The organism is Chryseobacterium polytrichastri (assembly GCF_900142445.1).
Classification (GTDB): Bacteria; Bacteroidota; Bacteroidia; order Flavobacteriales; family Weeksellaceae; genus Chryseobacterium; species Chryseobacterium polytrichastri.
The window spans coordinates 48,797-67,769 of record NZ_FRAV01000021.1 but is presented as its reverse complement, the minus strand read 5'-3'; the positions used below and the strand labels follow the sequence as shown (position 1 = coordinate 67,769).

Sequence of the window (18,973 nt, the reverse complement as noted above, 5' to 3'; positions counted from 1 at the left end):
TTTTTTGTCTAAAAATATTACTATGGTAAAGACCAAATTAATACGAGCAAGAAAAGATAAAAAATTCTCTCAGCAAGATATAGCTGAACATTTGAATATAAGCCAGACACATTATTTACGTAAAGAAAAAGGAGAAGTAGAAATACGTGATGAAGAATGGGAACGTATTGCTAAATTACTAGATGTTGAAGTAGATGAAATTAAAGAGAAAGATAAGGAAAATTCAATAAGCCAAAATTTTGAAAATATTACAGGAAGCTACGTAGGCAGTAATAATGTCTATTGTAATGTCCCAGAATTTCTACTTGAAAATCAACAGGAATATATTGATCTACTAAAACAAGAAATTCAGCAGCTAAAAGATAAAATTGTACAGTTGGAACGAAAATAAAACCTTCCAATTATGGAAGGTTTCATTTAAATAGTAATTATTTATTCTCGAGTTTATGAACTTTTTTCGTTCCCTCGTACATTTCGTATTGTAAAAATCTGGTTTCCAGTTTTCCGTTGAAAAGTTTGATCTTTCTTGAAGGACGAAGACCAATTTTCTTCACCGCTTCTAAATCCGAAGAAATCAACCAAGCCAATGTATTAGGATAATGCGTTTTGAAGGTATCTCCTATTTTCTTATAGAAATCATCATCATTAATAGAAATTCTCTCATCATAAGGTGGATTAAATACCATCAATAATGGGAAAAGTTCTTTTTTAGATTCAAAGAAATCCCGTCTTTTCACTTCAATGATATCTTCCATTTCTGCAGCTTCAATATTGGTTATTGCAGCATTCAGCATTCTTCCATCAATATCGTAACCTACAATTTTACCTGTAAATTCTTTAATTCTGCCAATTCTTACTTCTTTAATTCTGGTAAATAATTCAGAATCATAATTTTGCCAGTTCTGGAAAGCAAACCTTTTTCTAAAGATCTGCGCAGGAAGATCTAGTGCAATCATTGCTGCTTCTATTAAAAGCGTTCCTGAACCACACATTGGGTCTAGGAAGTTTCCTTTTCCGTCCCAACCAGCTAACTGCAACATTCCGCTCGCCAATACTTCATTGATCGGAGCTTCACCTTGCTCTTTTCTGTATCCTCTTTTAAATAAAGCATCTCCCGAAGAATCCAATGAAATGGTCACCAACTCTCTATCGATATGAAGGTGAAATTTAATTTCCGGACTTTTTGCTTCTACATTCGGACGCTTTTTTACTTTCTCCTGAAAATAATCAACGATAGCGTCTTTCATTTTCAAGGTTACAAACTGTGAATGTTTAAAGGTATCAGAATTCACCGTTGAATCAATCGCAAAAGACTGATCTACATCCATGAACTGCTCCCAATCCACTTTAAACAATTTATCGTAAAACTGATGCTGATTAAAAGCTTTGAATTCCAAAATAGGAACTAAAATTTTTAAAGCTGTTCTCGAAGAATAATTAATTTTATAAAGGAAACCTAAATCTCCTTCACAATTTACTGCACGATTTTTAATTTCGACATTACGCCCACCTAATTTTTTGATCTCTTCCGCCAAGATCGGCTCCAGACCGAAGAATGTCTTGATCTGAATCTTTAGATTTTCTATATCCATAATTTTATCATTAAAAGATTTAATGATTTAAAAACGAAAAGATTAAACCTTCAATTTTACTGTTTATTGAAATTTTCAATCCTTCAGTTTTTAAATACATTTCTTTTAAGACCACAAATTTAGTTATTTTTGCATTATGGAATGGTTTGAATCTTGGTTTGATACACCTTATTATCATTTGCTTTACAGTAATAGAGATTATACTGAGGCAGAAAACTTTATAACAAAGCTTACTGCGGAGCTTCAGTTACCCCCTTCTTCAAAGATCATAGATCTCGCTTGTGGAAAGGGAAGACACTCGGTTTTCCTTAATAAATTAGGCTATGATGTGTTGGGTCTTGACCTTTCCAGACAGAGTATAGAATTTGATAAACAATTTGAAAATCAGACCTTACTTTTTGATGTCCACGATATGAGAAATCCTATCGATGCAGATCCTATGGACGCAGTTTTCAATTTATTTACGAGTTTTGGATATTTTGATAATGAAAAAGATGACAAAAATGTATTCCAATCTGTTTATAATGTTTTAAAACCTGGAGGATATTTTGTGCTGGATTATCTGAATGAAGAATATGTAAGAAAAAACATCGTTCCGGAATCTATCATTACCCGTGGTGAGATTGATTTTAAGATTTGCAAAAAAATTGAAGGAAGACATATCGTTAAAGATATTCAGTTTGAGGCAGACGGAAAATCTTTTCATTTCTTCGAAAAAGTAAAACTCCACACCCTTGACGCTATTAATTCTTACGCAACAGAATGCGGTTTTGAAAGAGTTAAAATCTGGGGAGATTATCAATTGAACGATTTTAACAAAGAAGTATCTACTCGTTGCATCAATTTATTTAAGAAAAAAGCATGATAACCGTTATTTTACTGATTTTAAGTGTAATTGCAGGGGTTTTTCTTGGAAAGCATTTTGGCAAAAAAGAAAAATTAGCAAAAAATTTATTGGTTTTAAGCGCAGGTTTCCTGATCACGATTTGTTTAAATGAAGTGTTTCCTCAAGTGTACGCTGTTGAAGGAAGTAGCAATTTAGGAATATTCGTTATTGCCGGAGTCCTTTTACAAATGATACTGGAAGCTTTAACGAAAGGTTTTGAACACGGGCACGTTCACCACCACAGTGAGCATAATATTCTTCCTGTAGCTTTAATGGTTGGGCTTTTTGTTCATGCGTTTATTGAAGGAATTCCTTTAGCCAATGAAGAAAATTCACTTTCTCCTTATCTGTTGGGAATTTTATTTCATAACCTTCCGATCTCATTTATTTTGGGAGCATTTTTATTTAACAGAAAAGAAGGATCTAAAAGTTCATCTTATCCCTCAATACTCATTGTAGCATTATTTGCGCTAGCCTCCCCTTTCGGAATGTTATTGGGTAATTATTTTAATCCGGATTTACAACCTTATTTCTTAGCAATTGTAGGAGGCATCTTCTTACACATTTCTTCCGTTATTATTTTTGAAAGTAATAAGAACCACAATATTGACTGGGTAAAAATTGGACTTGTGATTTTAGGGGTTTCTTTAGCCTTAATTATGCATCTTTTCCATAATCATGACCATGTGGGGCATCATCATTAAAACGATTCTTTTTAATCAATTTTAATTAATAAGCCTGTTTAAACTAATAAAAAATTAAACCGCAAAAGGTACAAAAGCTATTATTGAATTATTTAAAGTTTAGCTCTTTTGAAAACAAAGCTTTCAAAAGAATAAAAATCAAAGATTTTTTTAAACTTATGAGTTCTTGTTTGCATTTCATGATGAACTTCAATAAATAATATATCAATCTTTTGTCTCTTTTGTGGTTAAAATAGAAAGTTTAAACAAGTTTAATATATAACCCTCATTATTAAATGATATTCTAATATTAATTTTAGGATATAAATTTTCACCTTAAAAATAAAAAATGCTCCGAATCAAATGATTCGGAGCATTTTTTTATCACTCATTACATGCTTTGGGAGAAATTAAAATTTCCATCCAAATGTAAGGAAGAAGTTATTTCTAATATTCTTCACATCTGAAACAATGAAAGAATCACTTGTTATGGTTCTATTCGCAGAATAATATGCAGAATTAGTAGAATTATCCAATACACCAAACATAAAAGGATTGCTGTATTTAGATGTTATATTTTGATAAGCAGCATCGATATAGAATGATTTGAAATCATACCCGATACCGAATGATAATGCATTTCTGTTATTAAGAATAAGGTTATCATATGATTTTTCTTCCTGTGTACCTGCATTAGTAAATCTACCAATTGTTAAGGCATCAAACGGACTTGAAGCATAAGAATATCCACCTCTTAATCTCACTTGTTTTACTCTATACTCAGCACCTACTCTTAGCTCTGATAAATTCTTAGAATTATCCTTAAAGAAATTATTGATGTCTACTTCAGTTTGAGTATAGACTTTATATTTAGGCTTTGTTAAACCCAATGTATAATCTACATCTATTGAGAAATTCTTAGTTGCTACAAACGCAGCACTCACCGTTGCCTTAAGAGGTGATGTAAATTTATTACTTTCAAATCCTACATCATCTCCGTATTTAGGATCATTATAGAAATTGTAACTCTTATCTATATTCCAGAAAGTTGGTGTTTCAACAGATGCCCCTAATCTGAAATTAGGACCCAATTTTCCAATTACCCCAAGGGAAGCTGAAAACCCATTAGATCTTTCATAATAAGGTGTTCCGTTCTTACTAAAAAGTTCCGTAGAATTACTATTAAGAGACCTAAAAGAAGCTGTATCCGACTGATCAAGTGATGCATTCAAAAAATTCAAACCTGCACCAATATAAAGGCTGTGATTATAATTGGCACCTACCCCGATACTCGTTTTAGACAAGTTTCCGTATCTGTTATAAGCATGTCTGTCATACGATGATGAGTTCGTACTATTAGGGAAATCATAGATGATATTGCTATTCCCCGGACTCTCAACATAGTTATCAAGCGACTGATTTGAAAAATTAACACCCACATTAATAAACTTCCATGCACTTCTTGTCATTAATTGGAAAGTCATTACTCCACCAACGTTTCCAAGATCTCCTTTTGTATTGCTATAACTAGAAGAAGCACCTGCCAATGATGAAGTATTTTTATTCCCCATGATTGACAACGTCCCAGAAACTCCACCAGAAATAGCAACTCCCAACCCCGCAGGGTTTGTTAATAAAGAATTGGCATCTCCACCTAAAGCTCCATTGGCGCCTCCCATCGCATTAAACTTGGAAGATCCAACCATTGGAGAATTAGAATATACATCAATAGAATTTCTTATGATCGAAATATCCTGAGCCTGCGCAAAAAATGCTGCAGAAATACTCATTATTACTAAAGATTTTTTTAACATTATTTTTTTGAATAGTTATTACGTTTTATATATTATCTGCCGCCTCTGAAGCCGCCACCTCCGCCGCCGCCAGATCTAAAACCGCCACCGCCGCCAGAACCTCCTGATCTGAAGCCTCCGCCTCCACCAGAATTGAAACCTCCGCTAGATCTAAATCCACCGTTATCGTTGGATCTAAAACCACCATCATTTCTGTATCTAGGTTGTGATTGTTGCTGATTGTAATTATAGTTTTGTCTTGGTTGAGAATTTCCGTTACGGAACCCACCTGATTGACTATTATCTCTAAATCCTCCAGATTGTCCATTTCTGAAACCACCATTACTTCCTTGCTGTCTGAAACCACCATTATTACCGTTTCCATTTCTGAAACCTCCGTTGTTACCATTTCCGTTTCTGAAGCCTCCTGTATTGTTTCTTATAGCAGATCCGTTGTTATCTCTGAAACCTCCTCTACCCGTATCTCTACTAGGACTGAAACCATTACTCATTCTATTAAAGCTATTTCCATTGATTCCGCTTCTTCTGTATAAAGGTCTGTTGTAATAACCATTACCCCAGTATCCACCTCCATACCATCCACCGTATCCGTAGTATCCACCGCCCCAGAAAGGATCGTAGAAACCTCCATATCCAAAGCCCCATGGGTTATATCCCCAAGAACCTCCCCAGCCCCATCCAAATGAGCTACCCCATCCGAATGACATACCAAGTCCCCAGCCTCTGTTCCAACCCCAATATGGGTTATAACCACCATACATACCCCAAGAGTTGTCATAGTAATTGGTTTGAGATCCTGCAAAATTTCCCCAGTCAGAATCTGTAGCGTTTGAACTCCAGTTGTTATCACTCCAAGAGTCATACTTATTATTTTGCTCCTGAGAATTTAGCTGTGCATTTTGAACAATATTTGAATCTTGGTAGTAATCATAATATTCTCCTACTCTGTTTCCATTATCATTATTAATAATAACGCCTTCAGGTAGTGTGTCTTTATTTGGGTCATAATAAACCCCATCTGTCTCCGTGTATCCACCCATCTGAGCCCCACAAGACATAAGCAATAATCCACCTGATATCGCCAAAACCCCTTTAGATTTCAACATATCAAACAAATTTTTATGTATATTTCTTTTCATGATAACGTAAAGATTTTTAATTTAAATTATATTTGCAATCTGTACCAAAAATGTACCAAAACATCGATAAAAAAATCTATCAAAAATAGATTTTATTTTTTAGATAACAATAATAGGGAAAAGTTAAAAAAAATTTTAAGAATAATGGCAAAATTAACCTCAAGAAGCGAAGATTACAGCAAATGGTATAACGAGTTAGTTGTTAAAGCAGACCTAGCTGAAAACTCAGGGGTGCGAGGATGCATGGTTATAAAACCATACGGATATGCAATCTGGGAAAAAATGCGTGATGAAATGGATAAAAAATTCAAAGAAACAGGTCACGTTAATGCTTATTTCCCGCTTTTTGTGCCCAAGAGCTTGTTTGAGGCTGAGGAAAAAAATGCTGCAGGTTTTGCAAAAGAATGTGCCGTGGTTACCCATTACAGATTAAAAACAGATCCAAACAACCCTGCAAAACTGATTGTAGATCCAGATGCTAAATTGGAAGAAGAACTAATTGTTCGTCCAACATCAGAAGCAATTATCTGGAGTACCTATAAAAACTGGATTCAATCTTACAGAGATTTACCTATATTAATTAACCAATGGGCCAACGTTGTACGTTGGGAAATGAGAACCCGTTTATTTTTAAGAACAGCAGAATTCTTATGGCAGGAAGGTCACACCGCTCACGCTACAAAAGACGAAGCAGTGGAAGAAGCTGAAAAAATGAACAAAGTATATGCAGATTTTGCAGAAAACTTTATGGCAATGCCTGTTATCCAAGGGATAAAAACACCTTCTGAAAGATTTGCAGGAGCAGACGAAACCTATTGTATTGAAGCATTAATGCAAGATGGAAAAGCATTACAAGCAGGAACGTCTCACTTTTTAGGTCAGAATTTCGCAAAAGCTTTTGATGTAAAATTCACCAACAAGGAAGGTAAAATAGAACATGCTTGGGCAACGTCTTGGGGAACTTCAACCCGTTTGATGGGAGCTCTAATTATGACACACTCTGATGATTTCGGATTGGTATTGCCTCCAACGTTAGCACCTATTCAGGTTGTGATTGTTCCTATCTTTAAAGGAGAAGAGCAGTTAGAGCAAATTAGTGAAGTAGCTTTAGAAATTCAGGCTAAACTGAAAGCTAAAGGTATTTCTGTGAAATTTGATAATGATACTCACAACAAACCAGGTTGGAAATTTGCAGAATATGAATTAAAAGGTGTTCCTGTAAGAATTGCAATGGGACCAAGAGATTTAGAAAATAAATCTGTTGAGATCGCAAGAAGAGATAATCTTACCAAAGAAACTCACAGTATTGAAGGTTTGGATTCTTACATTGAAGAATTATTAAAAACGATTCAAAAAGATATTTATACTAAAGCATTAAACTACAGAGAAGATCATATCACTAAAGTGGATAGCTATGAAGAGTTTAAAAAAGTTTTAGAAGAAAAAGGAGGTTTCATCTACGCACATTGGGATGGTACAGCAGAGGAAGAAGAGCAAATAAAAGACGAAACGAAGGCTACTATCAGATGTATTCCTTCAAATGATGACACTGAAGAAGGTATTTCTCTTATTTCAGGAAAACCATCTAAAAGACGCGTTTTATTCGCAAAAGCTTATTAAAATTCAACATCATAAAATTAACAAATCTTTAAAAATTCATGCAATTTTTAAAGATTTTTTTTTGAAACGAAGCATTTGCACGAATTTTTGATTAAATTTATCTCACATTAATCCCAAAATAATTTATTATGTCTTTAAATGTTATTGATTTAATTAAAGGACAATTAGGTCCTGCTTTAGTAACTCAGGCTGCCTCTCAGCTTGGAGAAAGTGAATCTGGAATTTCTAAAGCAATTGGAGGTTTATTGCCTGCAATCGTGGGAGGATTAGCAAACAATTCTAGCAGTCCCGGTGTTTTAGATGCAATTTCAAGTGCTTCATCGAGTGGAATTTTAGGAAATCTACTAGGAAATTCTTCTAACAACTCTATCATTTCCACGCTTTTGTCCTCTATTTTTGGTGACAAATTGAGTGGGTTGGTAAATTCTATCTCAACATTTGCAGGAATTAGTAATAATTCTTCAAGTTCATTGCTAAACCTAGTTACCGGTGCTACATTAGGTTCTGTTGGAAAATACGCTGCTGATAATAATTTAGACAAATCTGGAATCTCAAATTTATTGAGTGATCAAAAAGGAATTGTTTCTTCATTACTACCTGCAGGCCTTTCTTTAGCTTCATTAAACATTGGTGATTGGGCAAAAGGATACAAGTTTGATAACGATAACGCAAAACCAACACCAAGTGCAGAGCCTAAAATAGAAGTAACAAGAAGCACAACCCCTGTAGGAACTGATCCTGACAGAAATACTCCGGAAGGAGGAGGATCTATCTGGAAATGGTTACTTCCATTGTTATTACTGATTGCAGCGGGTTATTTCTTATGGAAACAATGTGAGAAAAAAGAAACTACGACTACAATGGTAGCTACAGATTCAACGGCGATGCCTACAGATACAGCAACAGCAGTTTCTTCAACAGGTGCTGCAAGCGGAGCTGCAACCACTAAAGTTGATGAGAATATCGACCTTAATGGTACTGCTCTTAAAGGATATAAAGATGGAATGGAAGATAAAATGATTGCTTTCTTAAAATCTGGTGGCTATAAAAATGCAAAAGATGATGCAGCTTTAAAAACAACTTGGTATAATTTTGACCACGTAAACTTTAAAATCGGAAGCGCTAATCAGCTTGAAGCAGGTTCTGAAGGTCAGTTACAGAATTTAGTGACTATTTTAAAAGCTTATCCAGACGCAAAAGTAAAAATTGGAGGATACACTGATAAAACAGGAAACGAAGCTAAGAACATAAAATTATCTGCAGACAGAGCGACTTTCATCAAAGATTGGTTGAATAAGCAAGGAGTAGGTTCTCAAGTTGCAGGAGCTGATGGATACGGAAGCCAATTTGCTACTGTAGACGCTAAAGCTTCTGATGCAGAAAGAGCATCTGACAGAAAAATGGCAGTAAGATTTGCAAAATAATCTTCATCAAAATAAGCAAGTAAAAAATCCCGAAAATTATTTTTCGGGATTTTTTTGTTAGACACCTTGTATTTTCATTTATTTAATTAAATTTGTTAGTCATTTCTAACATTTATGAATTCGAATTTAAAAAACGCATGGCGTAAAGATAAAACATCCCATTCTTTGTCAGAGGTTTACTCATCGATAAAAGTACCAAAAAACGGAAGTTTTTGGAGAAAATATCTTGCTTTTGCAGGCCCTGGTTTAATGATTGCCGTTGGATATATGGACCCAGGAAACTGGGCTACAGATATTGCCGGTGGTGCCCAGTTTGGGTATACTCTACTTTCAGTAATTCTTATTTCTAATATTTTTGCAATGGTCTTGCAGCATTTATCTGTAAAATTAGGCGTTGTTGCAGAAAGAGACCTAGCTCAGGCCTGTAGAGACCATTTCAGTCCTACAACTAATTTTATTCTCTGGGTATTTTGTGAAATAGCCATTGCCGCCTGTGATCTCGCCGAGGTCATTGGTTCAGCCATTGCATTGAACCTACTATTCCATATTCCTTTAACTTGGGGAATTGTAATTACAACTGTAGATGTTTTAATCATTCTTCTACTTCAGGCCAAAGGTTTCAGATGGATTGAAAGTATCGTTGGCGGACTTATCTTTATCATCTTAGCTTGTTTTATTTATGAAATTGTGATTTCTCAACCGGCTTTTAATGAAATTTTAGGAGGTTTGGTTCCTCAAAAAGAGATCATACAAAATCCGGCCATGCTCTACATTGCCATCGGAATTCTGGGAGCCACCGTGATGCCTCACAACCTTTATTTGCACAGCAGTATTGTGCAAACAAGAGATTATACCCGTGATACAGAAGGCAAAAAAGAAGCAATAAAATTTGCCACTTTAGACAGTACGGTTTCTTTGATGCTTGCATTTTTTATTAATGCAGCCATCCTTATTTTAGCAGCCGCAACATTTCATACCACAGGAAATCATGACGTTGCCGATATCCATGATGCCTATAAAATGCTAACACCAATCTTAGGAGCTTCTATGGCGAGTATTGCTTTTGCCATTGCTTTACTGGCTTCCGGGCAAAACTCGACATTAACAGGAACTCTTGCCGGACAGATTGTAATGGAAGGCTTTTTAAACATTAAATTAAAACCTTGGCTAAGAAGATTGATCACCAGATTAATTGCCGTAATTCCTGCCTTAATTGTAGCGATATTGTATGGTGAAAAAGGAACTACAGACTTATTGGTTTTGAGTCAGGTCATTTTATCAATGCAATTGAGTTTTGCTGTAGTTCCGCTTGTGATGTTTACTAATGATAAAGCAAAAATGGGTGAATTTGTAAATAAACCTTTAATGAAAGTCTGCATCTGGATCATTTCATTTGTTATTATTATTTTAAATCTTTATTTACTGTATCAAACATTTTTTGACTAACAATCTCACTATGAATTAAAATTTAAAATCGAACAATAAAAAGGAATAAATTAAATCAAAATATAATCAGTATAATAAAAAATAAATTCAAAATCATATAACAGAAAAAATATCATTTTTAAAATATTTAGCAGAAAAAAAACTGGCATATAACTTGATACAAAAATTTAAATACCTCAAAAAAAATTGAATTTCAGACTCAAAATCAATTACATATCAATTTAAATTTTTAAACAAAATGAAAAAAACACTTCAAATGATGACTATCGCAATTGTTACTTCAATTGCATTAACTTCTTGTTATTCTTATACAAGCGTAATAGGTAAAAGAGCTACAGGTACAAGCAAAGTTACAAAATGGAATCACTATCTGATCGAGGGTTTAGTTCCTGTTTCTGTATCAGATTCACACAAACTATCAGATGGCGCAGAAAATTATACCATCCAAACCAAACAAACATTTTTAAACGGACTTATTTCAGCTGTAACTCTTGGAATCTATACCCCTACAACAACAATTATAACAAAATAACTTAATTAGCGGTGATTAAAATCACCGCCATTTTTCATTATGAAAAAAACTATATTTTTTACGTCAATTGTAATTGCTTTATATCTACTTTATATCATTGCTGATATTGTAATTTTCCAATGGAATAGTCTAAATAGTTATGGTAATGGATTTTTAGTTGGAAAAGTAATATTACTAATCGTACTCGGATTTGTAACTTATAAAAATTTTCCGTACAAAAACAAAGCAGTGTAGCCATTAATTCACTTTTTCCATATCTCATCTATTTCATTAATACAATCAACCTGCCTAAATGTCATATTTTTCTATTTGGCAGCATCTTTGCCAAATAACTCATTAAAATAGTTATTGAAAATGGAAAATCAGGATATCAACGAAGAAAACATCAATACACAACAAGATACAAATACTCAGAATGAAACAGTTTCTGAAGAAAATGTGACAAATACTCCTAGTCCGGAAGAACTTTTGGCAGAAGAAAAAGACCGTTACATCCGTCTTTACGCTGAATTTGAAAATTACAAAAAAAGAACTTCTAAAGAAAAGATGGAGTTTTTCCAATATGCAAATCAGGAGATGATGATCTCTATGCTTGGGGTATTGGATGATTTTGAAAGAGCTTTAAAAGAAATCGCTAAAAATGGAAATGAGGCAGACCTTCAAGGAGTTGAGCTTATTTACCAAAAACTTAAAAATAAACTTACTGAAAAAGGCTTAAAGGTTATGGAAGTAAGAGCAGGAGATACTTTCAATGTAGATCTTCACGAGGCTATTACTCAAATCCCTGCTCCTTCGGATGACTTGAAGGGCAAAATTGTAGACGTTATCGAAACAGGATATACGTTAGGCGAAAGAGTAATTCGTTTTGCAAAAGTAGTAACAGGAAATTAAAAATATAAGCAATGAGTAATTGGTAATAAGCAATTTTGAATATTACCAATTACTCATTACAAATCACTCATATAAAGACATGTCAAAAAGAGATTATTACGAGGTTCTTGAACTTAGCAAATCTGCATCAGCCGAAGAAATAAAGAAAGCATACCGTAAAATGGCGATCAAATTTCACCCAGATAAAAATCCGGGAGATAAGGGAGCCGAAGAGAAATTCAAAGAAGCTGCAGAAGCGTATGAAATATTAAGCGACGACAATAAACGCGCGAGATATGACCAATATGGTCATGCAGGAGTAGGCGGAAATGGTGGCTTTGGCGGCGGAGGCGGCTTCGGCGGCGGAATGAACATGGAAGATATTTTCAGCCAGTTTGGAGATATTTTTGGAGGACATTTCGGCGGCGGCGGCGGAGGACAACAGCAAGTGAAAGGTTCTAATTTAAGAATTAGAATCAAGCTGAACCTTGAAGAGATGGTGAATGGAACCCAAAAAACTCTTAAAGTAAAAAAAATGAAGACAGCACCTGGTGCTACTTCAAAAACGTGTCCTACATGTAACGGTTCTGGTGTTCAGTTGAAAGTAATGAACACGATGTTCGGACAAATGCAGACACAGACTACGTGTGGAACTTGTCAGGGAATCGGTAAAGTTGCCGATAAAATTCCAGCAGGTGCCAATGCACAAGGTTTAATAAAAGATGAAGAGGAAATCACGATCAACATTCCAGCAGGAGCAAGAGACGGAATTCAGCTTAATGTAAGAGGAAAAGGTAATGACGCTCCTTTCGGAGGCATTCCTGGAGATCTATTGGTGATCGTAGAAGAAGAAGTAGATCAAGTAATTAAAAGAGAAGGAGACAATCTTCACCAAGAATTATATATTTCATTTGCTGAAGCTTCATTGGGAACAAAGAGAGAAATCCCTACCGTTGGTGGAAAAGTTAAGATTACGATCGAACCTGGTACACAATCCGGAAAGATCCTAAGACTGGCAGGAAAAGGCCTACCAAGCATCGACAGCTACGGAAAAGGAGATATGTTCATCCACATTAATGTATGGACACCTCAAAAACTTACGAAAGAACAGAAAGACTTCTTCGAAAAGCAGATGTCTAGCGGCGAAATGGTTGCAGAACCTTCCGGAAAAGAAAAAACTTTCTTTGATAAAGTGAAAGATTTATTCAACTAAAAATATTTAAAAGAGACTTATTGCAAGTCTCTTTTTTTATGCTCTTTATTTTCTGTTATATTTGTTTTTATTTGAATTAATCAAAACCATCTTAAGAAATCAATGGACACAAGAAATGTATTTTTAAATGCCTGTAATGAGATTGCCACTCAACTGGATGGATTTAAAATTCTAGAAAAAGGACAAAGACTTAAGAAGACTTCTCTTGATAAAGACCTCTATTTTGAGATTTATTTTCAGTCGAGTTTTAGAAATGATTCTTCATCTATTCAGATACTTCCTCATATTAATATCTATTCTAAGACTTTAAAGAAATGGCAGATAGAACATACAAAAAATGAATATTCACAAGGTTTAATTTTTGGAAATCAGATTGGTTATTTAACTCCATTTAATAATTGGAAAGAATGGAATTTAGCAGGCTTATCTTATGAAAAGTCGATTATCGAAATCACAGAAAGCATACAAAAATATATACTCCCAATTTTTGAAATTTTCCATTCTAAAGAAACAGCTATTGATTTTATAAAGAAGAATGGAACTAAATTTAATCAATGGTCAGAAGATTCTATCTCTCCTTTAGACTTCCTCCTCTGCTTTTCTGAAAAAGAGACTGCCGAAATCTTTTTAAATAATTTTGTAAATGGTTGCCCATATAAAGGGAATATTCTTAAACTTTACGAGAAACTAAAAACCGAGAATGAAATTGATCTCAATTATTCTGAATTCCACGGAGCAGATAAAATTAAATTGGCTTTTGTAAAAGGCTTGAAAATAAAGTAAACCTACAGCAGATATTTTATCCTTCTATTGATCAACACCAATATCAAACTTACAATTAACAATACAGCTATAAAGATCACAAACTCAAATGAGGGAAGGTGTAGATTAAAAATCCATTCCATAATCAGAGGATGCACCAAATAAATGGCGGTGGAGATACTTGCTAAAATTTTAGAATCCGTTTTTACGGGAATACTTTTACAGTATAAAAACAAAATCGGACAGGCAATCAATAAAGAAATTAATAGATCTATACTTTCCTTTTTATCCAATCCTATTACTTTATAATTGAAAAAAGCTTCCAACACAACAAGAGCTACCGAGCCTGTAACCAGTAGCAACGAGGGCTTTTGCTTTACATCAATATTGAGCTTTTTAATAAGAAAACCTATTCCCAGAAAAGGAAAACAGACAAACAGGAAATTTCTATAGCTAGGAAATAAATTTAAGGCAACATCCAGCTCTCCGTTAAAATAATGAAGATTTCCCAACATTTGTATCATGTATCCACAACCAAATAGAAACAAGATCGTTAGTATAAGAAATTGAGGAGATTTATTTTTTAACAAAAACAAAATAATACCTGCGAAGAACGTCCCTATGAGATACCACAAATGGTGATAACCAAACAGTATATTAATAAAGACCTTACCTTCCTTCCAGAAAGGAATATAGATGATAGACCATATTGAATACAGCAAGAATATTCTTATCAGCCATTTTTTTAATTTATTAATGTCATCTACATGATAAAAATAATATCCCGTTATTATTAAAAAAACAGGAACTCCTATTCTGAAAAGCCCGTTCACCAAAACATAACTTAATGACGGATAAAAATCTCTCAGCAAGTGCATATGCAAAAAAACCACAAAAAATGCGAGTATAATTTTTAATACGTCAACTGCTAAATTTCTCATATTTATTAATAAAGCTTATGAATACAAGGTTTAGATGCATTCATAAGCTAATATATGTTTTATTTTTTTCAGAAAAATTATTTTCGGGTAGCTAAAGAATAAATTTTCTTTACTAATGTAAATAAGGCAACCGCTCCTAGTCCTCCAACAATTCCGAAAGTAAGCTCTTTTAAAACATCCGGCCACGTTGGAAATAACTCATGGAAATATTCTATTCTATGGGCAAAAATACTACCCGCTACCATTATTAAAGCAACTGTACCAACTACACCTAAAACTTTAATAATAACAGGTAAAGCCTTCACCAATAAATGTCCGAGCTTTCCGAAAAAACCTTTGTCGTTACTTTTTTTGATTAATTTAAATCCGGCATCATCCATTCTTACAATAAGCGCAACAATTCCATAAACTCCCACAGTAGCAATAAACGCAACTAAACTTGTTACTAAAATCTGTGTGATGAAAGGGTGGCTTTCTTCCAATACTGTTCCCAAAGCAATAATTACGATCTCAATTGATAAAATAAAATCTGTAGTAATTGCAGATTTCACTTTTGTTTTTTCTATTTCTTCGGCACTTTTTTCAGATACTTCAATTTCTTTTACAACTTCATGACCTTCTTTATCACGGTGAAAAAGAAATTCTATCACTTTTTCAACGCCTTCGAAAGCTAAATACAATCCTCCAAGGATTAATACATAATTAATCGCCGGAGCATACAACCAATTGAGCAAAAACACGATCGGCAAAATGATCAGTTTATTGATAAAAGAACCTTTGGTAATCGCCCACAAAACAGGTAGCTCACGCGAAGAAAGGAAGCCGGTAGCTTTTTCTGCATTTACAGCCAAATCATCTCCTAAGATCCCTGCTGTTTTTTGAGTCGCTATTTTAGTAGTAACTGCTACATCATCCATCAGCGCTGCGATATCATCTAAAATTGCAAAAAAACCAGATGCCATATTATTTTAATGTTTTTTTAATATATGTTAAGTTCAGCAAAAATAATCTTTTAATTCCATTTTTCATTTTCTTTTAAAGTCAATTTAATAAAGATTTATTACTTTATTTTATTAATAATTATCTCCAATTTTATATTAATTAAAATAGGAAAAATGAGGATTGTTTATAAATTAATATTGACAGCTAACTAAACTACTTAACGGCGGATATATTTTTTCTATATTAGTGAAAATAACCATTTAAATCATTAATGATAAAAATGAATAAATTATACATATTAATAACTATTTGCCTTTCATATTTTATCAATGCACAACTCTCAATGCAAGAACAAAATGCAAAAATAATGAAGCAAGAGAACAGTCTGTATTCCGAGCTGATGATGGAATCACAACAAATAGATTTAAAGAAAATTAATAAAATTGTTTTAAACAGTATCAATCGTGATTCTTTAACAAAACCTAATCTTGTTTTCATTATTGAACCTCTAGATCCAGCTCCACTCGATTACCTTGATGTTATGGAACAGGTTTCCAGCAGAATAAAAAATCCATATTTTAATCAGGCTATTTTTTGGAATAAAAAAAACATAAAATTTCTCACTAGAAAATTAAAGAAGAATTTAATTCCTTATAAAAGTAAAAATGGTTTTTTCACATTCGGGTATTTTACAAAAGAAAATAAAAGATTAATAAAAATTAATGATGAAGGTTATATAAAAAATCATATACTAGAGCAAAAAGAAGGAAAAATAATGACCATCAAAGACAATACAATTTTGGAAGAAAAAATTATGTATTTCCCGTACGGCTCACAATCATTATTATTAAAGCAAAATGGAGACTATACTAATTTTGATAGAATTAGAATAGGATTCGAAAATCATTTTAATAAAATTATTGTATTTGAAATCAGTTATAATTATAATCCCCGTAAAGAAAGATTTGTATACCAATATATCAATAACAAATGGAAACGGAAAACTGAATTATAAACACCAATATGAAAAAATATATTATCCTTTTCTTGTTCCCTTTTATACAACTGTATTCACAAGAAAGAATTAATAAAGAGGAATTTAAAAAATGTAAAAAAGAATTTTCAAAACAAATATGTCTTTCTGATACGGACAGAGATTCAATTTTATTTTATCTTGATAGGTGTCCTAAAGAAAAAGGAGACATCGGAAATTTTGGTTGTCCTTGGCCCGATACAGACAGAGATGGGGTAATTGATAGTGAAGATACCTGCCCCCAAATAAAAGGAGAGATTGAAAATTATGGCTGCCCTTGGCCCGATACTGATAATGATGGAATTCTAGATAAAGATGATAAATGTGCTACAGTTCCAGGAGTTCCTGAAGAAAACGGTTGCCCCAAAAGAGGTGACTGTAAAGAATATTTCGAAAATGAAAAAATAGAATTAGCCAATTTTAAAAAAAAGAATAGTAAAGAAAAAGCAAAATTTATTACTCTAAGAAAAATTATTTTCAATAATATTCCAAAAGATTTATTAATTGATGACAATATTTTTGTTAGTATTTATGCAAATACATTTATTAATGATAACATTTCTTTCAGATGTTCTTCTCGATCAACTTTAAGTCATGATACAAGCCTATTCCTTGACCAGTTATTTTGGACGAAAGAGACATTTGAATATGTGAGTAAAAAATTAAATAAAAATCTTATTCCGACAGTAGGTTCTCGTTCAACACATATGGTTGATCGAAATTTTATTCAAGGATTAAAATACGGAGATAGCTATTATACTTTCATACAAGACTTTCCTGAATTAATAACACCAGATAATACACCAGTTTTCTATTACCCAAGAAGTAAACAAAAACCAAAGTTCAATCCTTCAATAGCAAAGTTAATAGTCAATTTTGGATGGTATAGCTCTAATGATGAAGTTAAGGTTCACTTTTATAAATCAAGCAATCACTACATATATACTTATGGATATGCTAAGAGCCAATGGAAATTAATCAATAGTGAAAAAGTAAATTATTAAAAGGTTTGTGTTAATTGTTTTTGGATTTAAAGCTTTTCTCAAGATGCTAAATATTTATCGGATTTCGAGAGCTTACAAAACAGCTGAATTGTAAATTATTTTTTACTAATAAAGAATTTGAGATGTTATTTCGTAATAGTAAACTCATTTGTTATTACTTCTTACCATTTTTTCTGTAATTTTAACTTATGAAAAAGCTCATTCTCAGATATCATTTTTTAATATTAGGATGCATCAGCTTTTTATTAAATTCTTGTAATACAAAATTCAGAGTCTGGGTGGGAACCAATAATCAACAAAAGATCTATAACTTAAAATACGGAGAGCATAAAAGACAGAAAATGGATATCTTCTTGCCAACAGAATATCCTGTAGATTCTCCCGTCGTTCTTATTGTACATGGCGGAGCGTGGACACTCGGAAAAAAAGAACACTTGATCCAGATTCAAAAAATGCTTTTTAAAAATAATATTCCAAGCATTAATATGAATTACCGATTGGTTTCAACAGCAAAAAAAATCACTTACAGACAACAGTTAGAAGATATTGGTTTAGCGATTGACAAATTCAATTCTCTAGCAGATAAAGCAGAGTTACAACCTAACAATTATATTCTTCTAGGCGAAAGTGCGGGTGGACATTTGTCATTACTATACGGTTATCAACATCCTGATCAGGTTAAAAAGATTATCTCTTTAAGTGGACCAACTGATTTTTATTCTAAAGAATATTTAAATTCATTTTACTCTAAATATACTTCACCTACTTTTCAAAAGGTAGTAGGAGTAAAATTTGACCGAAAAAATCTGTCGGAGGAATTTCAAAAAGCAAGTCCGATAGCAAATGTATCCAATGTTCCTACATTATTATTTCAGGGAAATACAGATTTTTTAGTGAATCAACATCAGGGATTGTTAATGGATTCTGTTCTTACTGAGAAAAATATTCCTCATAAATTAATCTTTATGAAAAAAACAGGTCACGTTCCACGCTTTTTCAATAAAACGAAAAGAGACAGTCTTATCTATCCCAATATTCTGGAGTGGATAAAAAAATAACCCACTTTAAAAGC

18 protein-coding genes are annotated in these 18,973 nt (G+C 33.1%); 13 read left to right on the top strand and 5 right to left on the bottom strand.

The window, feature by feature from the left end:
* Positions 1-22: 22 nt before the first annotated feature.
* Complete coding sequence (locus BUB80_RS13895) at positions 23-391, top strand: helix-turn-helix transcriptional regulator (protein WP_073293823.1); 369 nt, start codon at positions 23-25, stop codon at positions 389-391.
* A gap of 37 nt (positions 392-428) precedes the next feature.
* On the opposite strand, the gene BUB80_RS13890 is transcribed toward BUB80_RS13895, so the two are convergent.
* A complete protein-coding gene (locus tag BUB80_RS13890) occupies positions 429-1,592 on the bottom strand; it encodes a THUMP domain-containing class I SAM-dependent RNA methyltransferase (protein WP_073293821.1) in 1,164 nt (387 codons plus the stop codon).
* A gap of 136 nt (positions 1,593-1,728) precedes the next feature.
* Between BUB80_RS13890 and BUB80_RS13885 the strand changes: the two genes are divergently transcribed.
* Together BUB80_RS13885 and BUB80_RS13880 are read left to right on the top strand one after the other, a co-directional pair.
* On the top strand, positions 1,729-2,457 hold the full coding sequence (locus BUB80_RS13885; protein WP_073293819.1) for an SAM-dependent methyltransferase: 729 nt from the start codon (positions 1,729-1,731) through the stop codon (positions 2,455-2,457).
* A complete protein-coding gene (locus BUB80_RS13880) occupies positions 2,457-3,182 on the top strand; it encodes a ZIP family metal transporter (protein ID WP_073293859.1) in 726 nt (241 codons plus the stop codon). Before BUB80_RS13885 ends, BUB80_RS13880 begins: the two co-directional genes overlap by 1 nt.
* A 389-nt stretch (positions 3,183-3,571) precedes the next feature.
* Here BUB80_RS13880 and BUB80_RS13875 read toward each other — a convergent pair whose 3' ends face one another.
* A complete protein-coding gene (locus tag BUB80_RS13875; RefSeq protein ID WP_083547162.1) occupies positions 3,572-4,951 on the bottom strand; it encodes an OmpP1/FadL family transporter in 1,380 nt (459 codons plus the stop codon).
* Between the two features lie 56 nt (positions 4,952-5,007).
* Positions 5,008-6,114, bottom strand: a complete 1,107-nt coding sequence (locus BUB80_RS23660; protein WP_073293814.1) for a prolyl-tRNA synthetase — start codon at positions 6,112-6,114, stop codon at positions 5,008-5,010.
* 144 nt (positions 6,115-6,258) lie between these two features.
* Here BUB80_RS23660 and proS point away from each other — a divergent pair, with 144 nt between their 5' ends.
* The 7 genes from proS (at position 6,259) to BUB80_RS13830 (ending at position 14,002) form a co-directional block, all read left to right on the top strand.
* Positions 6,259-7,734, top strand: coding sequence for a proline--tRNA ligase (proS, locus tag BUB80_RS13865; RefSeq protein WP_073293857.1), 1,476 nt, complete (start codon positions 6,259-6,261; stop codon positions 7,732-7,734).
* Between the two features lie 128 nt (positions 7,735-7,862).
* On the top strand, positions 7,863-9,158 hold the full coding sequence (locus BUB80_RS13860; protein ID WP_073293812.1) for an OmpA family protein: 1,296 nt from the start codon (positions 7,863-7,865) through the stop codon (positions 9,156-9,158).
* A gap of 114 nt (positions 9,159-9,272) precedes the next feature.
* Positions 9,273-10,604 carry an Nramp family divalent metal transporter gene (locus tag BUB80_RS13855; RefSeq protein ID WP_073293810.1) on the top strand — a complete coding sequence of 444 codons (1,332 nt, stop codon included), beginning with the start codon at positions 9,273-9,275 and terminating at the stop codon, positions 10,602-10,604.
* A gap of 238 nt (positions 10,605-10,842) precedes the next feature.
* Positions 10,843-11,136, top strand: coding sequence for a Bor/Iss family lipoprotein (locus tag BUB80_RS13850; RefSeq protein ID WP_073293808.1), 294 nt, complete (start codon positions 10,843-10,845; stop codon positions 11,134-11,136).
* Positions 11,137-11,490: 354 nt separating this feature from the next.
* The gene (locus BUB80_RS13840) at positions 11,491-12,027 is read left to right on the top strand and encodes a nucleotide exchange factor GrpE (protein WP_073293804.1); all 537 of its coding nucleotides are present in this window, start codon (positions 11,491-11,493) and stop codon (positions 12,025-12,027) included.
* Between the two features lie 79 nt (positions 12,028-12,106).
* Positions 12,107-13,219, top strand: coding sequence for a molecular chaperone DnaJ (gene dnaJ / locus BUB80_RS13835; RefSeq protein ID WP_073293802.1), 1,113 nt, complete (start codon positions 12,107-12,109; stop codon positions 13,217-13,219).
* Positions 13,220-13,321: 102 nt separating this feature from the next.
* A complete protein-coding gene (locus BUB80_RS13830) occupies positions 13,322-14,002 on the top strand; it encodes a DUF4304 domain-containing protein (protein WP_073293800.1) in 681 nt (226 codons plus the stop codon).
* Positions 14,003-14,004: 2 nt separating this feature from the next.
* On the opposite strand, the gene BUB80_RS13825 is transcribed toward BUB80_RS13830, so the two are convergent.
* Entirely contained in the window at positions 14,005-14,922 is a 918-nt protein-coding gene (locus BUB80_RS13825) for an acyltransferase family protein (protein WP_073293798.1), read from the bottom strand.
* Positions 14,923-14,999: 77 nt separating this feature from the next.
* Positions 15,000-15,884, bottom strand: a complete 885-nt coding sequence (locus BUB80_RS13820; protein WP_073293796.1) for a DUF808 domain-containing protein — start codon at positions 15,882-15,884, stop codon at positions 15,000-15,002.
* Between the two features lie 260 nt (positions 15,885-16,144).
* Here BUB80_RS13820 and BUB80_RS13815 point away from each other — a divergent pair, with 260 nt between their 5' ends.
* The 3 genes from BUB80_RS13815 to BUB80_RS13805 all read left to right on the top strand — a co-directional run bounded on the left by BUB80_RS13815 (position 16,145) and on the right by BUB80_RS13805 (position 18,959).
* The gene (locus tag BUB80_RS13815) at positions 16,145-16,879 is read left to right on the top strand and encodes a hypothetical protein (protein ID WP_139262689.1); all 735 of its coding nucleotides are present in this window, start codon (positions 16,145-16,147) and stop codon (positions 16,877-16,879) included.
* A gap of 8 nt (positions 16,880-16,887) precedes the next feature.
* On the top strand, positions 16,888-17,901 hold the full coding sequence (locus BUB80_RS24075) for a thrombospondin type 3 repeat-containing protein (RefSeq protein ID WP_139262687.1): 1,014 nt from the start codon (positions 16,888-16,890) through the stop codon (positions 17,899-17,901).
* Positions 17,902-18,089: 188 nt separating this feature from the next.
* Positions 18,090-18,959 carry an alpha/beta hydrolase gene (locus tag BUB80_RS13805; RefSeq protein WP_073293792.1) on the top strand — a complete coding sequence of 290 codons (870 nt, stop codon included), beginning with the start codon at positions 18,090-18,092 and terminating at the stop codon, positions 18,957-18,959.
* The last annotated feature ends 14 nt before the right edge of the window (positions 18,960-18,973 follow it).

Bases quoted from the DNA above. Each gene is read 5' to 3' on its own strand.
- BUB80_RS13825 (WP_073293798.1), bottom strand. From the start codon at position 14,922: ATGAGAAATTTAGCAGTTGACGTATTAAAAATTATACTCGCATTTTTT.
- BUB80_RS13855 (WP_073293810.1), top strand. From the start codon at position 9,273: ATGAATTCGAATTTAAAAAACGCATGGCGTAAAGATAAAACATCCCAT.
- BUB80_RS13860 (WP_073293812.1), top strand. From the start codon at position 7,863: ATGTCTTTAAATGTTATTGATTTAATTAAAGGACAATTAGGTCCTGCT.
- BUB80_RS24075 (WP_139262687.1), top strand. From the start codon at position 16,888: ATGAAAAAATATATTATCCTTTTCTTGTTCCCTTTTATACAACTGTAT.
- proS (WP_073293857.1), top strand. From the start codon at position 6,259: ATGGCAAAATTAACCTCAAGAAGCGAAGATTACAGCAAATGGTATAAC.
- BUB80_RS13885 (WP_073293819.1), top strand. From the start codon at position 1,729: ATGGAATGGTTTGAATCTTGGTTTGATACACCTTATTATCATTTGCTT.
- BUB80_RS13820 (WP_073293796.1), bottom strand. From the start codon at position 15,884: ATGGCATCTGGTTTTTTTGCAATTTTAGATGATATCGCAGCGCTGATG.
- BUB80_RS13850 (WP_073293808.1), top strand. From the start codon at position 10,843: ATGAAAAAAACACTTCAAATGATGACTATCGCAATTGTTACTTCAATT.
- BUB80_RS23660 (WP_073293814.1), bottom strand. From the start codon at position 6,114: ATGAAAAGAAATATACATAAAAATTTGTTTGATATGTTGAAATCTAAA.
- BUB80_RS13805 (WP_073293792.1), top strand. From the start codon at position 18,090: ATGAAAAAGCTCATTCTCAGATATCATTTTTTAATATTAGGATGCATC.
- BUB80_RS13830 (WP_073293800.1), top strand. From the start codon at position 13,322: ATGGACACAAGAAATGTATTTTTAAATGCCTGTAATGAGATTGCCACT.
- BUB80_RS13895 (WP_073293823.1), top strand. From the start codon at position 23: ATGGTAAAGACCAAATTAATACGAGCAAGAAAAGATAAAAAATTCTCT.
- BUB80_RS13840 (WP_073293804.1), top strand. From the start codon at position 11,491: ATGGAAAATCAGGATATCAACGAAGAAAACATCAATACACAACAAGAT.
- BUB80_RS13890 (WP_073293821.1), bottom strand. From the start codon at position 1,592: ATGGATATAGAAAATCTAAAGATTCAGATCAAGACATTCTTCGGTCTG.
- dnaJ (WP_073293802.1), top strand. From the start codon at position 12,107: ATGTCAAAAAGAGATTATTACGAGGTTCTTGAACTTAGCAAATCTGCA.
- BUB80_RS13875 (WP_083547162.1), bottom strand. From the start codon at position 4,951: ATGAGTATTTCTGCAGCATTTTTTGCGCAGGCTCAGGATATTTCGATC.
- BUB80_RS13815 (WP_139262689.1), top strand. From the start codon at position 16,145: ATGAATAAATTATACATATTAATAACTATTTGCCTTTCATATTTTATC.